This is a genomic window from Mucilaginibacter sp. OK098 (assembly GCF_900142915.1).
GTDB lineage: Bacteria > Bacteroidota > Bacteroidia > Sphingobacteriales > Sphingobacteriaceae > Mucilaginibacter.
On the sequence record NZ_FRCM01000008.1, the window covers coordinates 219,193 to 238,189 of the forward strand.

14 protein-coding genes are annotated in these 18,997 nt (G+C 39.7%); 4 read left to right on the forward strand and 10 right to left on the reverse strand.

Annotated elements, in window-relative coordinates; genetic code table 11:
- Nucleotides 1–97: 97 nt before the first annotated feature.
- Nucleotides 98–1,456, reverse strand: a complete 1,359-nt coding sequence (locus BUE31_RS25300) for a pyridoxal-phosphate dependent enzyme (RefSeq protein ID WP_073406654.1) — start codon at nucleotides 1,454–1,456, stop codon at nucleotides 98–100.
- 606 nt (nucleotides 1,457–2,062) lie between these two features.
- Between BUE31_RS25300 and BUE31_RS25305 the strand changes: the two genes are divergently transcribed.
- The 3 genes from BUE31_RS25305 to BUE31_RS25315 are packed head-to-tail and all read left to right on the forward strand — an operon-like array spanning nucleotide 2,063 to nucleotide 7,791.
- On the forward strand, nucleotides 2,063–5,095 hold the full coding sequence (locus BUE31_RS25305; RefSeq protein ID WP_073406655.1) for a SusC/RagA family TonB-linked outer membrane protein: 3,033 nt from the start codon (nucleotides 2,063–2,065) through the stop codon (nucleotides 5,093–5,095).
- A gap of 21 nt (nucleotides 5,096–5,116) precedes the next feature.
- On the forward strand, nucleotides 5,117–6,709 hold the full coding sequence (locus BUE31_RS25310; RefSeq protein WP_073406656.1) for a RagB/SusD family nutrient uptake outer membrane protein: 1,593 nt from the start codon (nucleotides 5,117–5,119) through the stop codon (nucleotides 6,707–6,709).
- 11 nt (nucleotides 6,710–6,720) lie between these two features.
- Nucleotides 6,721–7,791 carry a phosphatidylinositol-specific phospholipase C1-like protein gene (locus tag BUE31_RS25315; RefSeq protein WP_073406657.1) on the forward strand — a complete coding sequence of 357 codons (1,071 nt, stop codon included), beginning with the start codon at nucleotides 6,721–6,723 and terminating at the stop codon, nucleotides 7,789–7,791.
- 91 nt (nucleotides 7,792–7,882) lie between these two features.
- Here the strand turns inward: BUE31_RS25315 and BUE31_RS25320 are convergent, their stop codons facing one another.
- The 9 genes from BUE31_RS25320 to BUE31_RS25360 form a co-directional block, all read right to left on the reverse strand.
- Nucleotides 7,883–8,737, reverse strand: coding sequence for an AMP nucleosidase (locus BUE31_RS25320; protein WP_073406658.1), 855 nt, complete (start codon nucleotides 8,735–8,737; stop codon nucleotides 7,883–7,885).
- 121 nt (nucleotides 8,738–8,858) lie between these two features.
- Nucleotides 8,859–10,097: an ATP-dependent Clp protease ATP-binding subunit ClpX gene (gene clpX / locus BUE31_RS25325; RefSeq protein WP_073406659.1), complete on the reverse strand. Its 1,239-nt coding sequence runs from the start codon at nucleotides 10,095–10,097 to the stop codon at nucleotides 8,859–8,861.
- A 133-nt stretch (nucleotides 10,098–10,230) separates the two neighbouring features.
- Nucleotides 10,231–10,947 carry an ATP-dependent Clp protease proteolytic subunit gene (locus tag BUE31_RS25330; protein WP_073406660.1) on the reverse strand — a complete coding sequence of 239 codons (717 nt, stop codon included), beginning with the start codon at nucleotides 10,945–10,947 and terminating at the stop codon, nucleotides 10,231–10,233.
- Between the two features lie 265 nt (nucleotides 10,948–11,212).
- Nucleotides 11,213–12,565 carry a trigger factor gene (gene tig / locus BUE31_RS25335; RefSeq protein ID WP_073406661.1) on the reverse strand — a complete coding sequence of 451 codons (1,353 nt, stop codon included), beginning with the start codon at nucleotides 12,563–12,565 and terminating at the stop codon, nucleotides 11,213–11,215.
- A gap of 257 nt (nucleotides 12,566–12,822) precedes the next feature.
- Nucleotides 12,823–13,539, reverse strand: a complete 717-nt coding sequence (locus BUE31_RS25340; protein WP_073406662.1) for a head GIN domain-containing protein — start codon at nucleotides 13,537–13,539, stop codon at nucleotides 12,823–12,825.
- 121 nt (nucleotides 13,540–13,660) lie between these two features.
- Nucleotides 13,661–14,644, reverse strand: a complete 984-nt coding sequence (locus tag BUE31_RS25345) for a c-type cytochrome (protein WP_073406663.1) — start codon at nucleotides 14,642–14,644, stop codon at nucleotides 13,661–13,663.
- An 84-nt stretch (nucleotides 14,645–14,728) separates the two neighbouring features.
- Complete coding sequence (locus BUE31_RS25350) at nucleotides 14,729–15,178, reverse strand: VOC family protein (RefSeq protein ID WP_073406664.1); 450 nt, start codon at nucleotides 15,176–15,178, stop codon at nucleotides 14,729–14,731.
- A gap of 397 nt (nucleotides 15,179–15,575) precedes the next feature.
- Nucleotides 15,576–16,298 carry a head GIN domain-containing protein gene (locus tag BUE31_RS25355; RefSeq protein ID WP_073406665.1) on the reverse strand — a complete coding sequence of 241 codons (723 nt, stop codon included), beginning with the start codon at nucleotides 16,296–16,298 and terminating at the stop codon, nucleotides 15,576–15,578.
- A 136-nt stretch (nucleotides 16,299–16,434) separates the two neighbouring features.
- A complete protein-coding gene (locus tag BUE31_RS25360; RefSeq protein ID WP_073406666.1) occupies nucleotides 16,435–17,043 on the reverse strand; it encodes a GIN domain-containing protein in 609 nt (202 codons plus the stop codon).
- Nucleotides 17,044–17,453: 410 nt separating this feature from the next.
- On the opposite strand from BUE31_RS25360, the gene BUE31_RS25365 reads away from it, so the two are divergent.
- The gene (locus BUE31_RS25365; RefSeq protein WP_073406667.1) at nucleotides 17,454–18,935 is read left to right on the forward strand and encodes a gluconokinase; all 1,482 of its coding nucleotides are present in this window, start codon (nucleotides 17,454–17,456) and stop codon (nucleotides 18,933–18,935) included.
- The last annotated feature ends 62 nt before the right edge of the window (nucleotides 18,936–18,997 follow it).

An 18,997-nucleotide genomic window follows, 5' to 3' on the forward strand; every position in this document is an offset into this window, starting at 1 on the left:
AGACGCAAAGCATTGCGTCTCTACGATCTTTTTGAACAAATAAAAAGGTGTCATGCCAATGCAAAACACCTTTTACCGTTATCCTTTTACCTACTCCTTACCCTGAAATAGCGTTTATAATATCATATTGTGTAATAATCTCTATCTGCCCGTTATCTTCTACCAGTACAGCAATATTATCCTTATTGATCATTGCCGAGATCTTGTCTATCGAAGTATTCAGATCAACGAAGGGGAACGGGCTGGTGGTAATATTTTTTATGGGCTGAGATTTAATAGATGGATTTTCTATCAGCGAGTTTAAGATATCGCTCTCCGTAATCTTGCCTATTACCATTCCTTTTTGAGTTACCGGGATCTGCGAGATGTTGAGCGATTTAATAGTGTTTATAGCCTCCAGTACAGTTTTTTCGCAATCAATGGTAACTATCTGCTGGTTTTCCTTTTTTTGAATGATATCGTGTGCGGTTAGTTTTCCGTCCTTTAAAAATCCGCGGTCGCGCAGCCAGTCATCATTGTACATTTTGCCCAGGTAACGTGTGCCATGGTCTGGGAATATGATCACCACAACATCGCCTTCCTTAAATTTATCCTTCATTTGCAGCACACCGGCAACTGCAGAGCCTGTAGAATTACCTGCAAAAATTCCTTCCTTACGGGCAATTTCACGGGTCATTAAAGCGGCATCTTTATCAGTCACTTTTTCAAAATGATCTATCAGGCTAAAGTCAACGTTTTGCGGTAAAAAGTCCTCACCAATCCCTTCCGTAATATATGGATAGATCTCGTTTTTATCCATAATCCCGGTTTCTTTGTATTTTTTAAATACCGAACCATAAGTATCTATGCCCAACACCTGGATTGCCGGGTTTTTCTCTTTTAAATATTTGGCAATACCTGATATGGTGCCGCCTGTACCCACTCCTGCTACCAGGTGCGTTACCTTACCTTCTGTCTGTTCCCAGATCTCAGGCCCTGTAGATTCATAGTGAGCCTGCGAGTTTGATAAGTTATCGTACTGGTTCGGCTTCCATGAGTTAGGCACCTCGCGCTCCAATCGCGATGAAACAGAATAATAAGAACGTGAATCCTCCGGATCAACATTGGTGGGGCAAACAATTACCTCTGCGCCAAAAGCACGCAGGGCGTCAAATTTCTCTTTTGATTGTTTATCGGTACTGGTAAAAATACATTTATAGCCTTTAATAACAGCCGCAATGGCAAGCCCCATCCCAGTATTGCCTGATGTACCTTCAATAATAGTTCCGCCGGGTTTAAGCAAACCGCTTTTTTCGGCATCTTCAATCATTTTAAGCGCCATCCGGTCCTTAATTGAATTACCGGGATTGGTAGTTTCAATCTTGGCCAAAAACGTTGCCGGGATGTCTTTTGTCACTTTATTTAATCTAACCATCGGCGTATTGCCAACGGTTTCCAATATATTATTGTACCACATAATTTAAAAGTCTACTAATCTGGTATACAAAACCGATTATAGTTCAAAATTAGCTTTCTGTTATGATATATTTCTTAGAAACTATTTAAAAAGAGTAATTAGTTTAACATCCTGTTATTTGTAAGGCAGATCCATTTTCGCTAAAAAAAGTACTTCAGCACTGCTTTTAACCTGAATAATATATTCTTCGGGGATATTAAAAACAGCCTGATGTGCAAGATATTCTCCAAGTTTTTTTCAAATTAATTTGAAAGCTTGTGTAGCTGTTTACAATTTTTTAATAATTCCTTTATCCATGTTTAACACATCAAGATTAGCCTACTTATAATTTACTGGTTGTCAATAGCATACTTCCATATTCATACTTAACATCAAAAGATCATTACCTCAATTTGGGGTTATTCATAACATCAAGTTTATTCTTTGCTAATAGTTATACCGTTGTTTTGACAATTAAATATCAGTTCAATTTAAATACCTCATAATCTATATTTTGATTATGGCGTGTAGATGTGAGTAGTATAATTTTAAAACAGCCTATGTATCATTACTAAATAATAAGTGTTTCTCTAACATTAAATATCAATTCACCTTAACGTATAAACTATGGAAAAAACGTACAACCTGATTTTATGGGCATTTATCAAATTAAAACATAAAGCCTGTTTTTTGCTGTTAATTATGCTGTTTGCAATAAATGCATCAGCACAGCAATCGCGAGTTATCAACGGAGTTATCACTGATGACAAGAATTTGCCGTTACCCGGAGTTGCAGTATCTGCAAAGGCTTCTGGCAAAAGCACATCAAGTGATGTAAATGGAAAATTCTCCATCCAGATCAACGGCAATGACGATGTGATCCGTTTTACCTTTTTAGGATTTGTAACGAAGGAGATGCCTGCCGGTACAAATGATTTTCTGAATGTTAATTTACTGCCCGATGTAAGGCAATTAAAAGATGTAGTGGTAATTGGTTACGGTACATCAAGCCGTAAGGATGTTACAGGCTCCATCACTTCACTAAAGTCCGAAGATTTTAACCTGGGTGTAATAACAACTCCGGCAGAATTACTGCAGGGTAAAGTGGCAGGTTTAAATGTCACAAAAAGCGGTGACCCTAATAAACAGCCGGCTACAATTTTAAGAGGGCCCTCAACCCTGCGTGAAGGCGGTGCACAGGAGCCTTTTTATGTTATTGATGGCGTACCGGGTGCTTCTATTGATCTGCTTGCACCGGATGACATTGAGAGCATTGATGTTTTAAAAGATGCTTCTTCAACCGCTATATATGGTTCAAGGGCTGCGAATGGCGTAATTATAGTTACCACTAAAAGAGCAAAACCCGGACAAACAAGGCTAAACTACAGCGCTTATGTGGCGATGGAAAAAGTATCGAAAAAAATTGATATGCTAAGCGCCGATCAATTACGTAAATACTTAAGTGACAATGGTGTAAAGCCCCTTGCCAAACCTATTGATGATGACGGGTCAAACACTAACTGGCAAAATTTGGTAGAACGGACTGGCTACTCACAAAACCATAATTTATCTTATGGCGGGGCATCTAAAAGCGCAGAGTATGGTGCAAGCGTTAACTATTTTAAAAATAATGGGGTTTTAATAAACACCGGTTTAGAGCGCACCATTTTCAGGGGATATATTAACCAGCGGTTTTTTAATGATAAATTAAAGCTGGGTATCACTTTAACAAACAGCGTTACCAATAGCAACGATATTCCACAAGGGAATAATATGCCTTATGGTATGCCGCAGGGAAATGTATTGTCGGGTATGTTGTTCTATTTACCAACGGTAAGCCCTTTTAACCCTGATGGCAGCTACAAGGAAAACTACACCAGGACAGGAAGCGGGCCATTAAACCCATTATCGCTGGCAAATAATAATAGTATTAAAACCAACGATACTAAAACTTTGATTAATGGCATTGCACAGGTTGATATTTTACCAGGCTTAAGGTTTACACTTACAGGATCAACCCAAAAAGATCAAAATAATATCAACGCCTATGAAAACAGCTTGTCTGGCCTGGCAGTTGGTGCGAATGGAGTAGCCAACCGGAGCGCGTTTTTAAATACCAGCCAGGTATTTGAGTCGTACTTTAATTACGACAAAGATTTTGGCCAGCATACCATTAAGCTATTAGCCGGGTACTCTTATCAGCAGGATAGAACCAATGACGGTTTTGGTTTGCAGACTCAAAATTTTTCAAATGACAATTTAACCTATAATAACTTGTCATTGTCAAATCCATCCTCACTTGCACAAATAATTTTTAATCCTAATGTAATATCAACATTGAGGTTAATATCTTACTATGGCCGTGTTCAATATCAGTTTAGCGATAAGTATTTGTTCCAGGCATCCTTAAGGGATGATGGCTCATCAGCATTTGGTATAAATAAGCGTTATGGATTGTTCCCTGCTGTGTCTGCAGGATGGCGGATCATCAACGAAAAATTCATGGAATCTCTTCCGGTAATCAGTGATCTAAAACTAAGGGCCGGTTACGGGGTATCAGGTAATAGCTTAGGGTTTAACGCATTCTCTGCGTTGTTAATTTATGGAACTCCTCCGGGAAACAGTAAATTCTTATATAATGGCAACATAACCAATGCGCTTGGCCCGGTGAGAAATGATAACCCCAATTTGAAATGGGAAAGCACTGCTACAACCAATATTGGTTTAGACTTTGGTATATTAAAAAACCGGATTACAGGTTCTGTTGATTATTACATCAAAAAAACTTCCGATTTGATCTATGATCAATACCAGGTATCAACCACGCAATATTTTGTGCCTACAATTACCGCAAATGTTGGTAAAATAAAAAACAGCGGTGTTGAATTTGTAATAAACGCGGTGCCGGTAAAAACTTCAGCATTTACCTGGAAAACGTCATTTAATATCTCGCACAATAAAAATGTTGTAGAAACCTTATCTAACACCTTATTTGCAACGCCTTATATCCAAACCGCGCAATTAGGCGGTAAAGGACAATCTGGAAATTACAGCCAGATTGTACAGCCCGGCGATGCTTTGGGAACTTTTTATTTATGGCATTATATGGGTAAAAATGCTTCAGGAGTAAGTACTTATCAAAATGCTGCCGGGCAGGTAATTGCTACCCAGCCTTTAACTACTGATCAAAGAGTAGCTGGGAATGCACAGCCAGACTTTATATATGGCTGGAGCAATAGTTTCTTCTATAAAAACTTCGATCTTAACTTTTTAATCAGAGGTGTTTGGGGCAACAAAATTTTGAATGCAACATTAGCTTCACTTAATAACCCTGCCGATTCCAAAATACAAAACATTCCAAGATTTACCCTTGGCGAATCATTTAATGACATTAATGGCTATTTAATATCTGATCGCTTTTTAGAAAGCGGCTCATATTTACGCCTTGATAATGCAACACTCGGTTATACTATTAAACCAAAAATTCAGGCAATCAAAAGTATCCGCCTGTATTTATCAGCCAATAATGTTTTTGTAATCACCAAATACAAGGGAATTGATCCTGAAGTTAATATCGGCGGTTTAACCCCCGGTATTGATAACCAAAACTATTATCCGCGTACACGTACGTTCATTTTTGGTTTAACCTCATCATTTTAATAAAACTTTAACGCAACAGAGATGAAAAGAATAACAATATATTTAACGGTGATTGCGGCGATAATCACCATAAACTCCTGTAAAAAATTAGATGTACCTGTTGAATCTCAATATGTAAAATCTAACTTCCCGGTAACCCAGGCAGATTATATTGCCTTGTTAGGTACCATGTACTCTAACTTGTCTTCAAATTATGCAGTGCCATACTGGCGCATGCAGGAACTGTCGACTGATGAGGCGATCATCCCGGCAAGGGATGGCAACTATGATGATGGCGGCCAATACAGGCAGCTACATTATCACACCTGGACTTTTGACCATCCTAACGTTATAGGAATATGGCAATGGGGCTTTGGCGGTATCAATAACTGTAACCGCTTAATCAACCTGGTTAAAGCATCCGGATCAAGCACCGCTTTAAAAACATCAGGAATTGCAGAAATTACAGCAATGCGCGACTTGTATTATTTCTTTATGATGGATCTGTATGGTAATGTGCCTATTATCAATACTTTTCCGGTAAATGATCCGCCATCAACTCAATCAAGGGCAAATGTGTTTAAATTTATAGAGACAGATCTATTAAATGTTATCCAGCAACTGCCATCAAAAACAAATAATGCGGCAACTAACACTTTGCAATATGGGCGCCCTACCAAAGAAATGGCATTTGCCCTTTTGGAAAAAATGTACCTGAATGCAGAAGTATATACCGGCACACAACGTTATAATGATGCTGTAGCCATGGCTGATAGCGTTATGAAGAACCAGAATTATAGCCTGGATGCAAAGTACAGGGATATATTTTTACCTAACAACGGGCCACAGATAAAAGAGACTGTATTTGCAATTCCTTATGATCAGCAGATCCCGGGTAACCAGTTTACAAGGTTTGGCTTTTTTTACTATTTAGCGTCATATTATGGCATGAATGTAGGTTTAAGTATAGCCATGAGCACAACACATGAATTTTATAACAGGTTTAATTTACCGGGCGATACGCGTACAAATACCTGGCTGGTTGGGCCGCAGTATGTGCCGGATGGTAATGGCGGCTTTACTTCACAACCTGCTTATTACCCTGGTACTACTACCCAAATAGTTATTACCCCCGACCTGATCCTGGTACCGCCAAAGCCAATGGACGTAGGCAACACCATTGCAAGCCAGTCTGAAGGGATCCGTTCATTGAAATACTATCCTGATCCAACCATTATCCAGGCAACCCGTTTAAATGGCAATGATGTACCTGTGTTCCGTTTAGCCGATGTGATGTTAATGAAAGCCGAGGCTATATTGAGAGGGGCCACAGCCACAACGGTAAATGGACAGCTGCAAACCCCGTTATATTTAGTTAACCAGGTCAGGACACGGGCGGGAGCAGCACCAGCCGCTTCAGTTGATCTGCCATCATTACTTGACGAGCGGGCAAGGGAGCTTTCATGGGAAGGCTGGCGCAGGAATGACCTGATTCGTTTTGGGCAGTTTGAAGTTGATTATCCTTTAGCCAATGATCCGCTTTCAATGAATAAGGATGTAAGCAGAAGGCTTTACCCAATTCCATCAACTGAAATTAAGCTTAATCCTAAATTAACTCAAAACCCGGGCTATTAATTTATTTTTATATGATCAGGTTATTTTTAAGCACACTGGTTATAGTATCCCTGCCGTTTATGGCGGGGATACCTAACGTTGATGATCTGCCTATAAACCACATCCAGGTAATAGGTTCACATAACAGCTATAAGCAATCTATTGATCCTGTTTTATTTAAATTGATCCAGCAAAAGGACTCCGTTGGGTCAAAAAAAATAGATTATAGCCATATCACATTGTCACAGCAATTAGACCTTGGGCTGTTGGATCTGGAAATTGATATTTATGCCGATACCAAAGGCGGTAAATATGCCCATCCGAAAGGCCTTACCTGGGCCCCCGGACAGGAACCTTTTGATAAGGAGGGGGTGATGAATGAACCCGGGTTTAAAGTTTTGCATATCCAGGATATTGATTTCAGAAGCAACTGCTTAACCTTTAAACAATGTTTGCAGGAACTGAAGCAATGGTCTGATAAGCATAAAGATCACGACCTGGTTTTTATTACGATGAATGCGAAAGATGAGCGCATGAAAAAACCGTATTACACTGTTCCGGAAAAATTTACAAGTGCAATTTTTGATCAGTTGGATCAGGCGCTTGTAGAAAACCTGGGCAGGGAAAACCTCATCATTCCGGATGATGTAAGAGGGAAATATAAAACCCTGCAAAGCGCAGTTTTGCACGGTAACTGGCCAAAGGTAAAGCAGGCAAAAGGCAAATTTATATTTGTATTGGATGAGGTGGGGAAAAAAAGAGCGGCTTATATAGCAGGCCATCCATCATTAAAAAAACGGATCCTTTTTACCGATTCAGAACCCGGCACGCCCGAAGCGGCAATACACATTATGAATAACCCTAAAAAGGATCTTTCTAAAATAAAGGCACTGGTTAAAAAAGGGTATATTATCCGTACCCGGGCTGACAGTGATACCGAAGAGGCAAGGGAAAATGACAAATCAACATTTGAAGCGGCAATGGCATCAGATGCGCAGATCATCACTACGGATTACTATCAAAAAAGCACACATTTTAAATCAGACTATGTGGTTAGCTTTGCCGACGGTACCTATTTTCGCCCGAATCCTTTGTTTAAGTAAACGGTAAAAAGCAATAATAAAATGAAAGCCTGTGTTCTTGATTGAGCACAGGCTTTGTAATAACCCAGGATCGTATTAACACGGCAGAAAATTAAAAAATCAAATGCTTAACCGTTAAACCGTTATTTATCAGCTGTTTTAATGATTCAATACCTATGTGCAGGTGTGTTTCAACAAATTGCTCGGTTACAGATGAGTCACTTTCAGCAGTTTTAACCCCCTCCGGGATCATCGGCTGATCAGATACCAGTAATAATGCGCCGGTCGGAATTTTGTTGGCAAAGCCCGTCGTAAATATGGTTGCGGTTTCCATATCAACAGCCATTGCACGTAATTCTTTCAAATATTTTTTAAACTCCTTATCATGCTCCCAAACGCGGCGGTTGGTAGTATAACATGTTCCTGTAAAATAATCACGCCCATAGTCGCGTATGGTGGTTGATATGGCTTTTTGCAGGGCGAATGAAGGAAGGGCGGGCACTTCGGCAGGTAAATAATCATTGGAGGTCCCTTCGCCTCTTATCCCTGCAATAGGTAATATTAGGTCACCCACTTTATTTTTCTTTTTCAAGCCACCGCATTTACCTAAAAATATAACCGCTTTGGGCTTTATGGCAGTAAGCAGGTCCATTATTGTTGCTGCTACTGAACTGCCCATACCAAAGTTTATAATGGTTATTCCATTGGCTGTTACGCTTTGCATAGGTTTATCCATACCTAAAATAGGTGCGTTATCATTCCATAGCGAAAACAGCTGAATATATTTCGAAAAATTGGTGAGAATAATATATTGGCCAAAATCGGCCAATGGGCGACCGGTATAACGTGGCAGCCAGTTAGTAACAATGGCTTCTTTAGTTTTTAAACCTGGAGTTACAGCAGTTTGGATCTCTTTTGCTTTCTTTTCAGTCTGCTGATCTTTTTTAACATCTAATTGTTCGTTCATAATCTTAATATCTACTTTGTTAGTTCCTCTGCAGGGGTCAGGGGCTTTTATACAACAAACCCCGGTATTACCCAGGGCTCATTTGTTTCTTTAAATATAAGAACTGGTTGTATGCTTATTATTAAGCCACTTTTAATTTTTTAAGATCAGCTTTCTCAAATTTTTCGTGTGCATAATCTAATGTTACATTTAAACGTTTGATGTCTTTTTTCGATGGAAACTCAAACATGGCATCTATCATTATTGCTTCACAAATTGAACGCAGACCACGGGCACCAAGTTTAAACTCAACTGCTTTGTCAACAATAAAGTCAAGTACCTCCTCTTCAAATTCAAGTTTTACACCTTCGTATTCAAACAGTTTTTTATACTGTTTAAGTAATGAATTTTTGGGTTCGGTTAAAATATTGTGCAATGCTTCCCGGTCTAACGGATTTAAATAAGTAAGCACCGGTAAACGGCCAATCAGTTCAGGGATCAGGCCAAATGATTTTAAATCCTGCGGGGTAATGTATTTATACAGGTTTTTCAAATCAATTTCATTGTCATCACGTTTCATTTTATAACCAACAGTTTGCGTACGCAACCTGTTAGCTATCTTCCTGTCAATACCATCAAAGGCGCCACCGCAAATAAAAAGGATATTATTGGTGTTAACAGTTATCATTTTCTGGTCGGGGTGCTTACGGCCTCCCTGTGGCGGCACATTAACGTTTGTACCTTCCAGTATCTTCAATAAGGCTTGTTGCACACCCTCGCCTGATACATCACGTGTAATTGAGGCATTATCGCTTTTACGGGCAATTTTATCAACCTCATCAATATAAACAATACCGCGCTCGGCAGTGGCCACATCATAATCGGCAGATTGAAGCAAGCGGGTAAGGATACTTTCTACATCCTCGCCTACATAGCCGGCCTCGGTTAATACAGTAGCATCGCAAATACAAAAAGGAACATTCAGGATCTTGGCAAGTGTTTTTGCAAGTAAGGTTTTACCTGTACCAGTTTCGCCTACCATAATGATGTTTGATTTTTCAATCTCCACATCATCCTTATCAACCCTTTGATTCAAGCGTTTGTAGTGGTTATAAACGGCAACGGCTAAAATCTTCTTTGCGTCGTCCTGGCCAATAACATACTGGTCAAGGTGACTTTTTATTTCAGCAGGCTTCAACATTGCCGGTGTAGTTGGCGATGTTTTTACCTTACGCACTTTAAGCTCTTCAGCCAATATTTCGTTAGCCTGGTTAACGCACTTATCACAGATGTGTGCATCAAGCCCCGCTATCAGCATCAGGGAGTCCTGTTTACCTGCACCACAAAACGAACACCTGATCTCCTTGCTGTTTTTATTCATCTGATTTACTTTTCTTATTCAAATTTAATCAAAAAAGTCCGGAAGTCCGAAAGTCCGGGAAGTCCGAAAGTAAAAATACGCATTTTTCTTGTCTTTCGGACTTTACTGACTTTCGGACTTTCCGACTAAAAAATTATTTTTTAGGATTATTTCCCCTTAAAATTTCATCAACCATACCAAATTCTTTTGCCTCTTCGGCTATCATCCAATGGTCGCGGTCTGATGCATCCCAAACTTTTTCGTAAGGTGCGCCGCTATGATCTGCAATGATCTGGTACAATTCTTTTTTCAGTTTGGTTATCTCGTGATACGTAATTTCTATATCAGATTGTTGCCCCTGTGCACCGCCTGATGGTTGGTGAATCATTACCCTTGCATGTGGCAATGCGGCCCTTTTACCTGCAGCGCCTGCACATAACAGCACAGCTCCCATTGAAGCGGCCATACCTGTACAAATTGTTGCTACATCGTTTGATATAAATTGCATAGTATCATAGATCCCTAAACCGGCATAAACCGAACCACCAGGTGAATTAATATAGATCTGGATATCGCGCTTTGCATCAGCCGATTGAAGGAAAAGCAATTGAGCCTGGATAATGTTTGCAATATTTTCATAAATCGCATCGCCAAGGAAGATGATCCGATCCATCATTAAACGCGAGAATACGTCCATCTGTGCCACGTTAAGCTGGCGTTCCTCAATAATATAAGGCGTCATACCGGTTATCCCGGTTGGCATGCGAGTTGCGTCAACACGCGAAATAAATTTATCTACATAAATACTGTTAATACGGTGGTGCTTAACAGCATATTTCCGGAATTCATTTTTATCAATGTTACTGCTCATGATTTTTTTGTTAAGATGCGGGTTTTAATCGCGATAAATATAGTTGTTACTTAAATACAAATTGTACCAGAAAGTTTGTTAAAAGTAATTTTATTTGGAGAAGTCGGGAAAGTCCGAAAAGACCGGAAGTCCGAAAGTAAAAATCATTAAAAGATTTCCAACTTCGGACTTCCAGGATAGATACTGTATAACGAAACTCGTTAAAACCTTTAATCTTCCAGACCATTCTGTCTTTCCGACTTTCGGACTTTACTGACTTTCGGACTTATTGAGCAAACAGTTTCGCAAATTCAGTATATAAGATTTCTTTCTTATCTAAAGTAGCAACACTCTTTACAAAATCAAATACCTTTAAAGCCTTTACCTCTTCAAAAATTTTGTTTGCATTCTCCCTGTTTTGCAGGTATTGAACGGTGTATTGGCCTAATTGCTCCTCATCAATCCCTTGCGGGCTGTACATTTTGAATTGCTGCTCTAAACGGGCTTTAGCCAAAGCAAAAACCTCATCATAATTTACATCGAGGTTATTTTCTTTGATGATCTTGTTTTCAATCAGCGTCCATTTAAGGTTCTTAGCAAAATCGCCGTAACCACCAGCCAGTTCTTCAGGAGTAAGTTTTTCGTTTGTTGCCGTTAACCAGCGTTTCAAAAACTCGTCAGGCAATTCAAACTGAACCTTGTTTAAACCATATTGATAAATATCATCCTGCAATTTGCGGTCGGCATCCTGCACCATCATGGTTTCAATTTCTTCAGTTATTTTAGCCCTGAACCCCTCTTCAGTAGTTACTGTACCTTCACCAAATAATTTGTCAAAGAACTCCTGGTTCAGATCACTCTCTTCTAAACGGTTAACATTTTTTACAGTTAAGCGAAAGTTTGATTTCAGATCTGCCGCTGTTTCTTCATCAATTTTTAATAAACCTGCAACCTTGGCTGCATCGTTATCAAAAGCTTTTTGAATATCAAGCGTTACCTCATCTCCTTTTTTCAACCCGATCAACGATGCTTTTATGGTTTCATCTTTAACCTGGTCTAAACGTACAGATGCGGTATTGGTAATTCCGTCCTCAAAAACAGAACCATCCGGCGAAAGTTGCACTAAATCTGAATAAAGCACATCTTCATCTGCCGATACGTCAGGATTTGTCATTTTGCCATAGCTGCGGCGGATACTTTTTATCCGCGATGCCAGTGTTTCTTCATCAACCTTAATAATATATTGGGTTAATTTATCCTTTGCTGAAAACTCGATGCTGAATTCAGGGGCCAGGCCAACTTCGTAATTAAATTCAAAGTTATCGGCAAAATCCCAGTTGTATTCTTTTTGATCACCGGCTTTTGGAAGCGGCTGACCTAAAACTTCAAGTTTCTCATCCTCTAAATATTTATTTAAAGTATCAGACAGCATGTTGTTGATCTCATCAACTAAAATACTTTTACCATACATCCTTTTTATATGCGATGCAGGCACCATACCCGGGCGAAATCCTGGTATTTTAGCCTTTTTTGCCTGGTCCTTAATTGCTTTATCAACGCGTGGCTGATAATCTTCGGGATTGATATTGATCTTTACAACTGCATTCAGGTTATCAATCTTTTCCTGTGAAATATTCATTTTTACCGGTATTTAAGCGTAAATTTTAAAAAGCAGGCAAACGGAATATATACTCCGGTAAAAGCTTCTGCTTTTGGAGGGGCAAAAGTATGAAAAAAGTCCGGAAGTCCGAAAAGTGTGTAAGGTGAGGAGAATAAATTTATTTGTGCCGTTAAAATAACTTATAGCCCTGCTAAACACGGCATTAAAAAAAAGCCCGGTGGTAGTAAAGATTTTTTTATCCTCTCCCCCCGGGCTTAATAGTCTGAAAGCTAAGATCAACCTACTTTGGTGATTTTTGATGAGCCTGAGTTATCGTTAACAATTGTAGGGTTACCGCTATAATTAACAACAGACGCGCCTGATGTGTGCAAGGTCATAGTATCGGCTACGCTTACATCGTATTTACCAGCTCCGGAGGTGTGTGTGGTAAAGCTATTTACAGCAAATCCAAGAGCGCTAAGCGTACCGTTTCCGCTGACGCTAATAGTATGTGATGGGGCCGATCCGGTTAAGTTAATAGTGGCCTGGCCGTTAACACTTGTAGTAAGGCCGGTTGCAGTAAGATCAAGCGTAAGGGTTCCGGCGCCTGAAAACTGAAGCGACAGATTTTGTGCGGTAATTGTTCCGCTGGCTGTTATCTGGTCTTTCCCTGCTGCTGAAAGGCCTGATAATGCACCTATGCCAATGCTAATAGATACCGTGCTGGAGCTGCAAATACTTTTTGTAGTAGAAATAACAAGGGTACCGAATTCTACGGTTGTTGTAATGTATTGCAGCAGGTTATCGTCAGCAGTAATTGCTACCAGCATGGAATTATCCTGCGTTAAGATTACAGTGTAATCTCCCTCAAGGTTAACCTGGGTAAAATTACTCATTTGACGTTTGTCGGTTGTCGAGTTTCCTGAACCATCAATACAACCCCACTGACTTTCTGATGTGCCACCGTCGCTTGATGCGCCTGCCGATAATACGGCTAAACAGATACTTTTCATATTTTATGTTTTTTAAGTTTAGTGGCATAAAACTAAAAAAAGCCATCAAAATATGATAGCTTTTAATCAGAATATACGCCAAACTATACCAGCTGGTTTAGTTTTTGTTTTTAAACCGTATTTATTTAATTGAACTGTTTGCCTGAAATTTGATTACTTTATTACTAACAGGCTTAACGGTTTTTAAATAAGCATACATTGCTTTAAGATCAGTTTCGGTAATCCCGCTGTAATCATACCAGGGCATAATGGTTTGATCGTCATCCGGCAATGTCTTGGGCGCTTTTGTCGCATCACTAAAATTTTTAAATCTTTCAACAAAAGCGGGGGTTGTCCAATTGCCTATTCCGGTGTTTTTATCAGGGGTGATATTGGCTGAACGAATAGTATAATTACCTAATCTAAAGTCGCGGCCACCGGCAAATTCCATTCCGGCTACCATCGTGCCCTTGTCATTTTGTGTATGGCAGTCCATACAGGCAGCCGCATTTACAAGGTATGCGCCATATTTAACAGTATCTGCGGGGTTAGGAATAGTGCCTAAGCTTGCTTTCTTAGGAAAAGTATGCATCAAAATATTAAGCGGGAAATTATAGGTTGCCTTTGGATAGCTGGTATTTATAGGTTTTAAGGTGCGCATATAGGCAATAATAGCATATACATCTTCCCGGCTCATTTTTGAGTATGACGGCCACGGCATTAATGGAAATATAGCGGAACCGTCCCTCCGCACCCCAGTGGTAATGGCCCGGAAAAGTTCGCCATCTGTCCAGTCTTTCAAATTATAAGGGGTAATATTGGGCACGTGCACGCTACCCGGAAAATCTACTTTCCCGTCAAAAACCTCCCCTCCTTTTCCAAGGCTACCACCAAGTACCGGTCCTGCAAATCTCGACCAATCACGTTGCGAATGACAATCAGTGCAAAGAGATACGTGATTTGCCAGGTAGTTACCCCGCTCTATCCGTTGCGGGGTTAATTCAACCTTAATATCTTCTGGTGCGCCAACATTTGGAAGGGCTAATGTGATGTATGAAATTGCAATAACAATAACGAGAACAATTGTGACTACTGTATACAGCAGAATCTTTTTAAATTTTTTCATATAAGGATTGGATGATGCGTAAATTTAAAAATAATCCTGTAAAAACAAAGCTGTTAATGCATTACATTAATAATAATCCCAGCCTTAATAAGCAGCATCATTCACCTCGATCATATAACCATCAGGATCTTTTAAATAGATCTGTTTTACTCCATCAGCTCTTACCACAAAAGTGCCGGCACTCCCCTTCTGTCCTTCAAAATAGATATTTTCCTTTTTCAAAAACTGGATGAAATCTGAAAGCGACTGTACACTAAAGGCAATGTGATTATTTTGAGCAATGGTTAGATCCTCTTTTTTCCCTTCAATCAAATGAAGCTGCAGATACCTCCCCATTTTTAGCCACTTAACATGCTGACCCGGGTTGGGGATTTTGGTGGTATCCAGGTGAAACAGCTTCCTGTAAAAAGCAGCGCTTCTATTAACATCAGTTACATATAAAGCTACATGGTTAAATGCAGCATAAGGCTTTTGGGCAAAGCCTGTTCTAATTATAAATAGCAAAGCAAATAATAGTAAAGCTCGTTTCTGCATAGCCAGGGGCGTTTTTAAAGGTGCAATATACTTATTTAACGTAAGTTCGACATAAGCAAACGGTCACCTCCCCCCAAACCCTCCTCCAACCGTGTTGAGGCAAAGCGTAAGTTTGTGTATCCACGCCGCCAAAGCGTTCCATTTTTACACAGAACGGGGTGAAACGCAGTGAAACATGCTGATTATCAATATTTTAAATTCATGTCAAGATATAAGTATCTGATAATCAATAGATACAAAATTGGTGATTTTTAATGAATCGATGTAATTTATTTATAATCAGTGTGTTCCAGTTTTTGAGTTGCCCAAAATCACGTTATTTATGATCTTTAGCTGATTCAGCGAAACAAAAAAGCCATTCCTTTCAGAATGGCCTCCGCTTTGTATTTAAAAATAATCAATTGGCTTTTTGTACTGACGCTCCGTCTGAATTATTGGTATGTACGCTTGACGGATTGCCAAAGTATTTAATAATTGATCCATCACTGGCACGCACATTCAGTGAGTTTAAAATATTTAACTCGCTGTATGAACCATCAGATGCCTTAACAGCGCTGCTGCCGCTTACAAAATCCTTTGCGTAAATTTTGCTACCATCACTTAATTCAATATTGAATGATGAACCCTGCCCTTTTAAATTCAACTCTGAAGCATCACTTGCATGGGTGGTTACCTGTTTAGCGGTAAGATCTAAAGTTATCCTTGAACCGTCTGAAAGTTTTAAATAAAGATCCTGTGCGGTTATTTTACCATCGGCTGTTATTTCGGAAGCGTCTGATGATGCCAGTCCCTCAAGCATCCGAACCGGCACTTTAACTATCATCTCGCCGCTGTTACACATGTTTTTCCGGGTATAAATACGAAGTTTGCCATCGCTTACCGTAGTTTTAATATATTTAAGCAAGTTATCGTCGGCGGTAACATTTATAGTTGTTGAGCTATCCTGCTTTATGATCACCTTAAACGAGTCAGATACCTCCAATCTTTTAAAGTCTCCGACTTTACGGTTTTCGGTGATCTGGTTGCCTGAACCTCTTACACAATGCATCCTGCATGATGTTAAACTGGCAAGGGTAATGCCTGCAACTACTGCTAATATGGTTAAATAGATCTTTTTCATTTTGTTGATGTGTGATTGATTTTTTTGGCCTTTTGCTGTTGGACTACAAATAACTTGTTTAAGTTACACAAAAAGTAAAAAAGCTACCATATGGTGATAGCTTTTAAATATATGCTGTGTATTTATAAGATGAAGATTAAAGATCAGCCAGGTCAAATTCTTTGGCGGCAACTACTTTTAGTGTTTGTTTTTTTGAAGTGTGGGCAGCAACCAGGTCTTTGTGGTTAACGTTTTCTTCGTGGTTGTATTTTAAAGCGTATTCATTTACAGTGCCGCTTAAGTTTGCTTTGGCATCGTCATTAACAGTTACGCTGGCACTGAAGGCATCTAAGTTCAATTTAGCTGAAGCGTTGTTGTGCAGATCAACATCAAATTCAATTTTTGAAATATCACCGAATGATTTTATTTCAGCATTATCAAAGGCAGAGATTGAACGCAGATCATTTGCAGTAACCCAAACCACTAATTTATCTGTTTTGTATGATGAGATCCTTAGTACACCGTTTTTGCTTTGAACCAAAGCGCTTTCGCTGTAGTATTTGTTATAAACCTTTACCTGGTCGGTTGCACCGTCAGAAATGTATAGTTCAACATTTCCGTGTACTTCAATTTTATTAATGGCGCTGATGTCTGTTAAAACTGTATAGCTGTTATCAGCATTTTTTGCAGTGGCTGCATAAGTTGAATTTGTTACTCCTAATGCTACAACGAGCACTGCGAAGATGGTTATGATTTGAGTTTTCATGATGGTTATATTTTGATTGTTAAGTAATTATATTTTCTAATTTTTAAATACATCTATATGACGATTGCACGTAAAGAACGTTACACGAATATGCCCTCTATTAGGTGTGGAGGGCGTTTTGTTCGGTAAATAACGAAAATGTGTCGGTGAAAAAGTGAAGAAAAAAGTTCATAGTTGATGGTTCATTTAGTTTATAGTTGATGGTTCATGGAAAAAGTAAAAGCAATGTTTGCTCTAACCAGCGCAGGGCATTGCCCTGTGCTTACATATTAGACCCTTTTAGGGTCAGGTAAACTTTCAACTCCAAGCCCTGAAGGGGCTATATCCATCAGCGCGGGGCAACGCCCCGCGTTATTTTGCAGTATAAGATTTGCAAGAAACCCCTATCTTGCCATTCATAAATATTAACTATGAAATATGTTTTAGGGGTTGATGTTGGCACAGGCAGTGTAAAGGCTGTGGCTGTAAATTTACAATGCCAGTCATTTGAAGATCACCAGGTATATTACCCTTTCAACTCACCCAAACCCGGTTATCATGAGCAGGATCCCGAACAGATCCGGGCTGCATTTATAGCCAGTATAAAAGGCATCATTGAAAAAGTGGGCAATCCTCCGCTGGCCATTAGCCTTAGCAGCGCCATGCACAGTTTAATCCCTGTTGATGAACATTGCCAGCCCTTAGCACCAATGATAACATGGGCCGATAGCCGCAGCGCCGAAATAGCTAAAAGCTTAAGAGCTACACAAAAAGGCTTATCCATTTATAAAGCTACCGGTACACCACTGCATGCCATGTCGCCTTTGTGCAAGATCATCTGGATCAGGGAAAATGATCCGGAATTATTTAACAGCACATATAAGTTTATCTCCATAAAAGAATACATCTGGCACAAGCTATTTAACGAATTCAAACTCGATCAATCAAATGCTTCCTGCACCGGTTTGTTTAATATTGATCAGCTTAAATGGCATAATGAAGCGCTTGAACTTGCAGGAATAACAGACCGATCTTTATCAAACGTGGTAGCTACAGATCATGTTAAAAAGTATAATGAGCAAGAATTAAATTTTCTCACCCCAAACACCCCATTTATTATTGGCGCCAGCGATGGCTGTTTAGCTAACCTGGGCAGCATGGCGGATAAGCCGGGCATTGCGGCAATTACAATTGGCACAAGCGGTGCTGTCAGGGTGGCCAGCAGCAAGCCCCTGCCCAATGAAAGCTCAATGACCTTTAGCTATATATTAAATAAGGAGACCTATATCTGTGGCGGCCCGATAAACAATGGCGGCATAGCGCTGCAATGGTGGCTAAAAAACATTAAACCTGAACCAGCCGATGGTGATTATGAACAGCTTTTTCAGCAAATAGCAGGTGTACCCGCAGGCAGTAATAGCCTGCTTTTTTTACCCTACTTAACCGGCGAACGTGCCCCCATTTGGGACAGCGAAAGCTGCGGTACTTTTTTTGGCGTTAAACTGCAGCACACCCAGGCACATTTTTCAAGGGCCGTCTTAGAAGGGATCTGTTATGCATTGAAAGATGTTTTAGATGCCGTGCAGCAAAACTCTGTCCCCATTACCCAAATAAATGTGAGCGGCGGCATTGTGCGGTCAGATCTCTGGGTACAAACTTTAGCAGATATCACCGGTAAAAAACTGGTGATTGTGCAAAGCGATGATGCCTCAGCAATTGGGGCCGCCTTTATGGCTTTGAAAAGCATCGGGATAATCAGTGAATACCCTACTTCGAATTTCGGGAGATTAAAAACGTTTGAACCTGAGCCAGCAAACGTTGCCGTTTATGCGCAAAGTTTCGTTATTTATAAACAGCTTTATGCTAATTTGAAGGAAACTATGCATAAGGTTTATGAAATGAATGGTAACTAAAAAAGCCACCTGCATTAAAACAGATGGCTCTCAAAATATATGTTGAACTTTTGCAAAAGTTG

What these genes read in the sequence shown, in the direction of transcription:
- BUE31_RS25300 (WP_073406654.1), bottom strand. Translation starts at nt 1,456, where the DNA reads ATGTGGTACAATAATATATTGGAAACCGTTGGCAATACGCCGATGGTT.
- BUE31_RS25305 (WP_073406655.1), top strand. Translation starts at nt 2,063, where the DNA reads ATGGAAAAAACGTACAACCTGATTTTATGGGCATTTATCAAATTAAAA.
- BUE31_RS25310 (WP_073406656.1), top strand. Translation starts at nt 5,117, where the DNA reads ATGAAAAGAATAACAATATATTTAACGGTGATTGCGGCGATAATCACC.
- BUE31_RS25315 (WP_073406657.1), top strand. Translation starts at nt 6,721, where the DNA reads ATGATCAGGTTATTTTTAAGCACACTGGTTATAGTATCCCTGCCGTTT.
- BUE31_RS25320 (WP_073406658.1), bottom strand. Translation starts at nt 8,737, where the DNA reads ATGAACGAACAATTAGATGTTAAAAAAGATCAGCAGACTGAAAAGAAA.
- clpX (WP_073406659.1), bottom strand. Translation starts at nt 10,097, where the DNA reads ATGAATAAAAACAGCAAGGAGATCAGGTGTTCGTTTTGTGGTGCAGGT.
- BUE31_RS25330 (WP_073406660.1), bottom strand. Translation starts at nt 10,947, where the DNA reads ATGAGCAGTAACATTGATAAAAATGAATTCCGGAAATATGCTGTTAAG.
- tig (WP_073406661.1), bottom strand. Translation starts at nt 12,565, where the DNA reads ATGAATATTTCACAGGAAAAGATTGATAACCTGAATGCAGTTGTAAAG.
- BUE31_RS25340 (WP_073406662.1), bottom strand. Translation starts at nt 13,539, where the DNA reads ATGAAAAGTATCTGTTTAGCCGTATTATCGGCAGGCGCATCAAGCGAC.
- BUE31_RS25345 (WP_073406663.1), bottom strand. Translation starts at nt 14,644, where the DNA reads ATGAAAAAATTTAAAAAGATTCTGCTGTATACAGTAGTCACAATTGTT.
- BUE31_RS25350 (WP_073406664.1), bottom strand. Translation starts at nt 15,178, where the DNA reads ATGCAGAAACGAGCTTTACTATTATTTGCTTTGCTATTTATAATTAGA.
- BUE31_RS25355 (WP_073406665.1), bottom strand. Translation starts at nt 16,298, where the DNA reads ATGAAAAAGATCTATTTAACCATATTAGCAGTAGTTGCAGGCATTACC.
- BUE31_RS25360 (WP_073406666.1), bottom strand. Translation starts at nt 17,043, where the DNA reads ATGAAAACTCAAATCATAACCATCTTCGCAGTGCTCGTTGTAGCATTA.
- BUE31_RS25365 (WP_073406667.1), top strand. Translation starts at nt 17,454, where the DNA reads ATGAAATATGTTTTAGGGGTTGATGTTGGCACAGGCAGTGTAAAGGCT.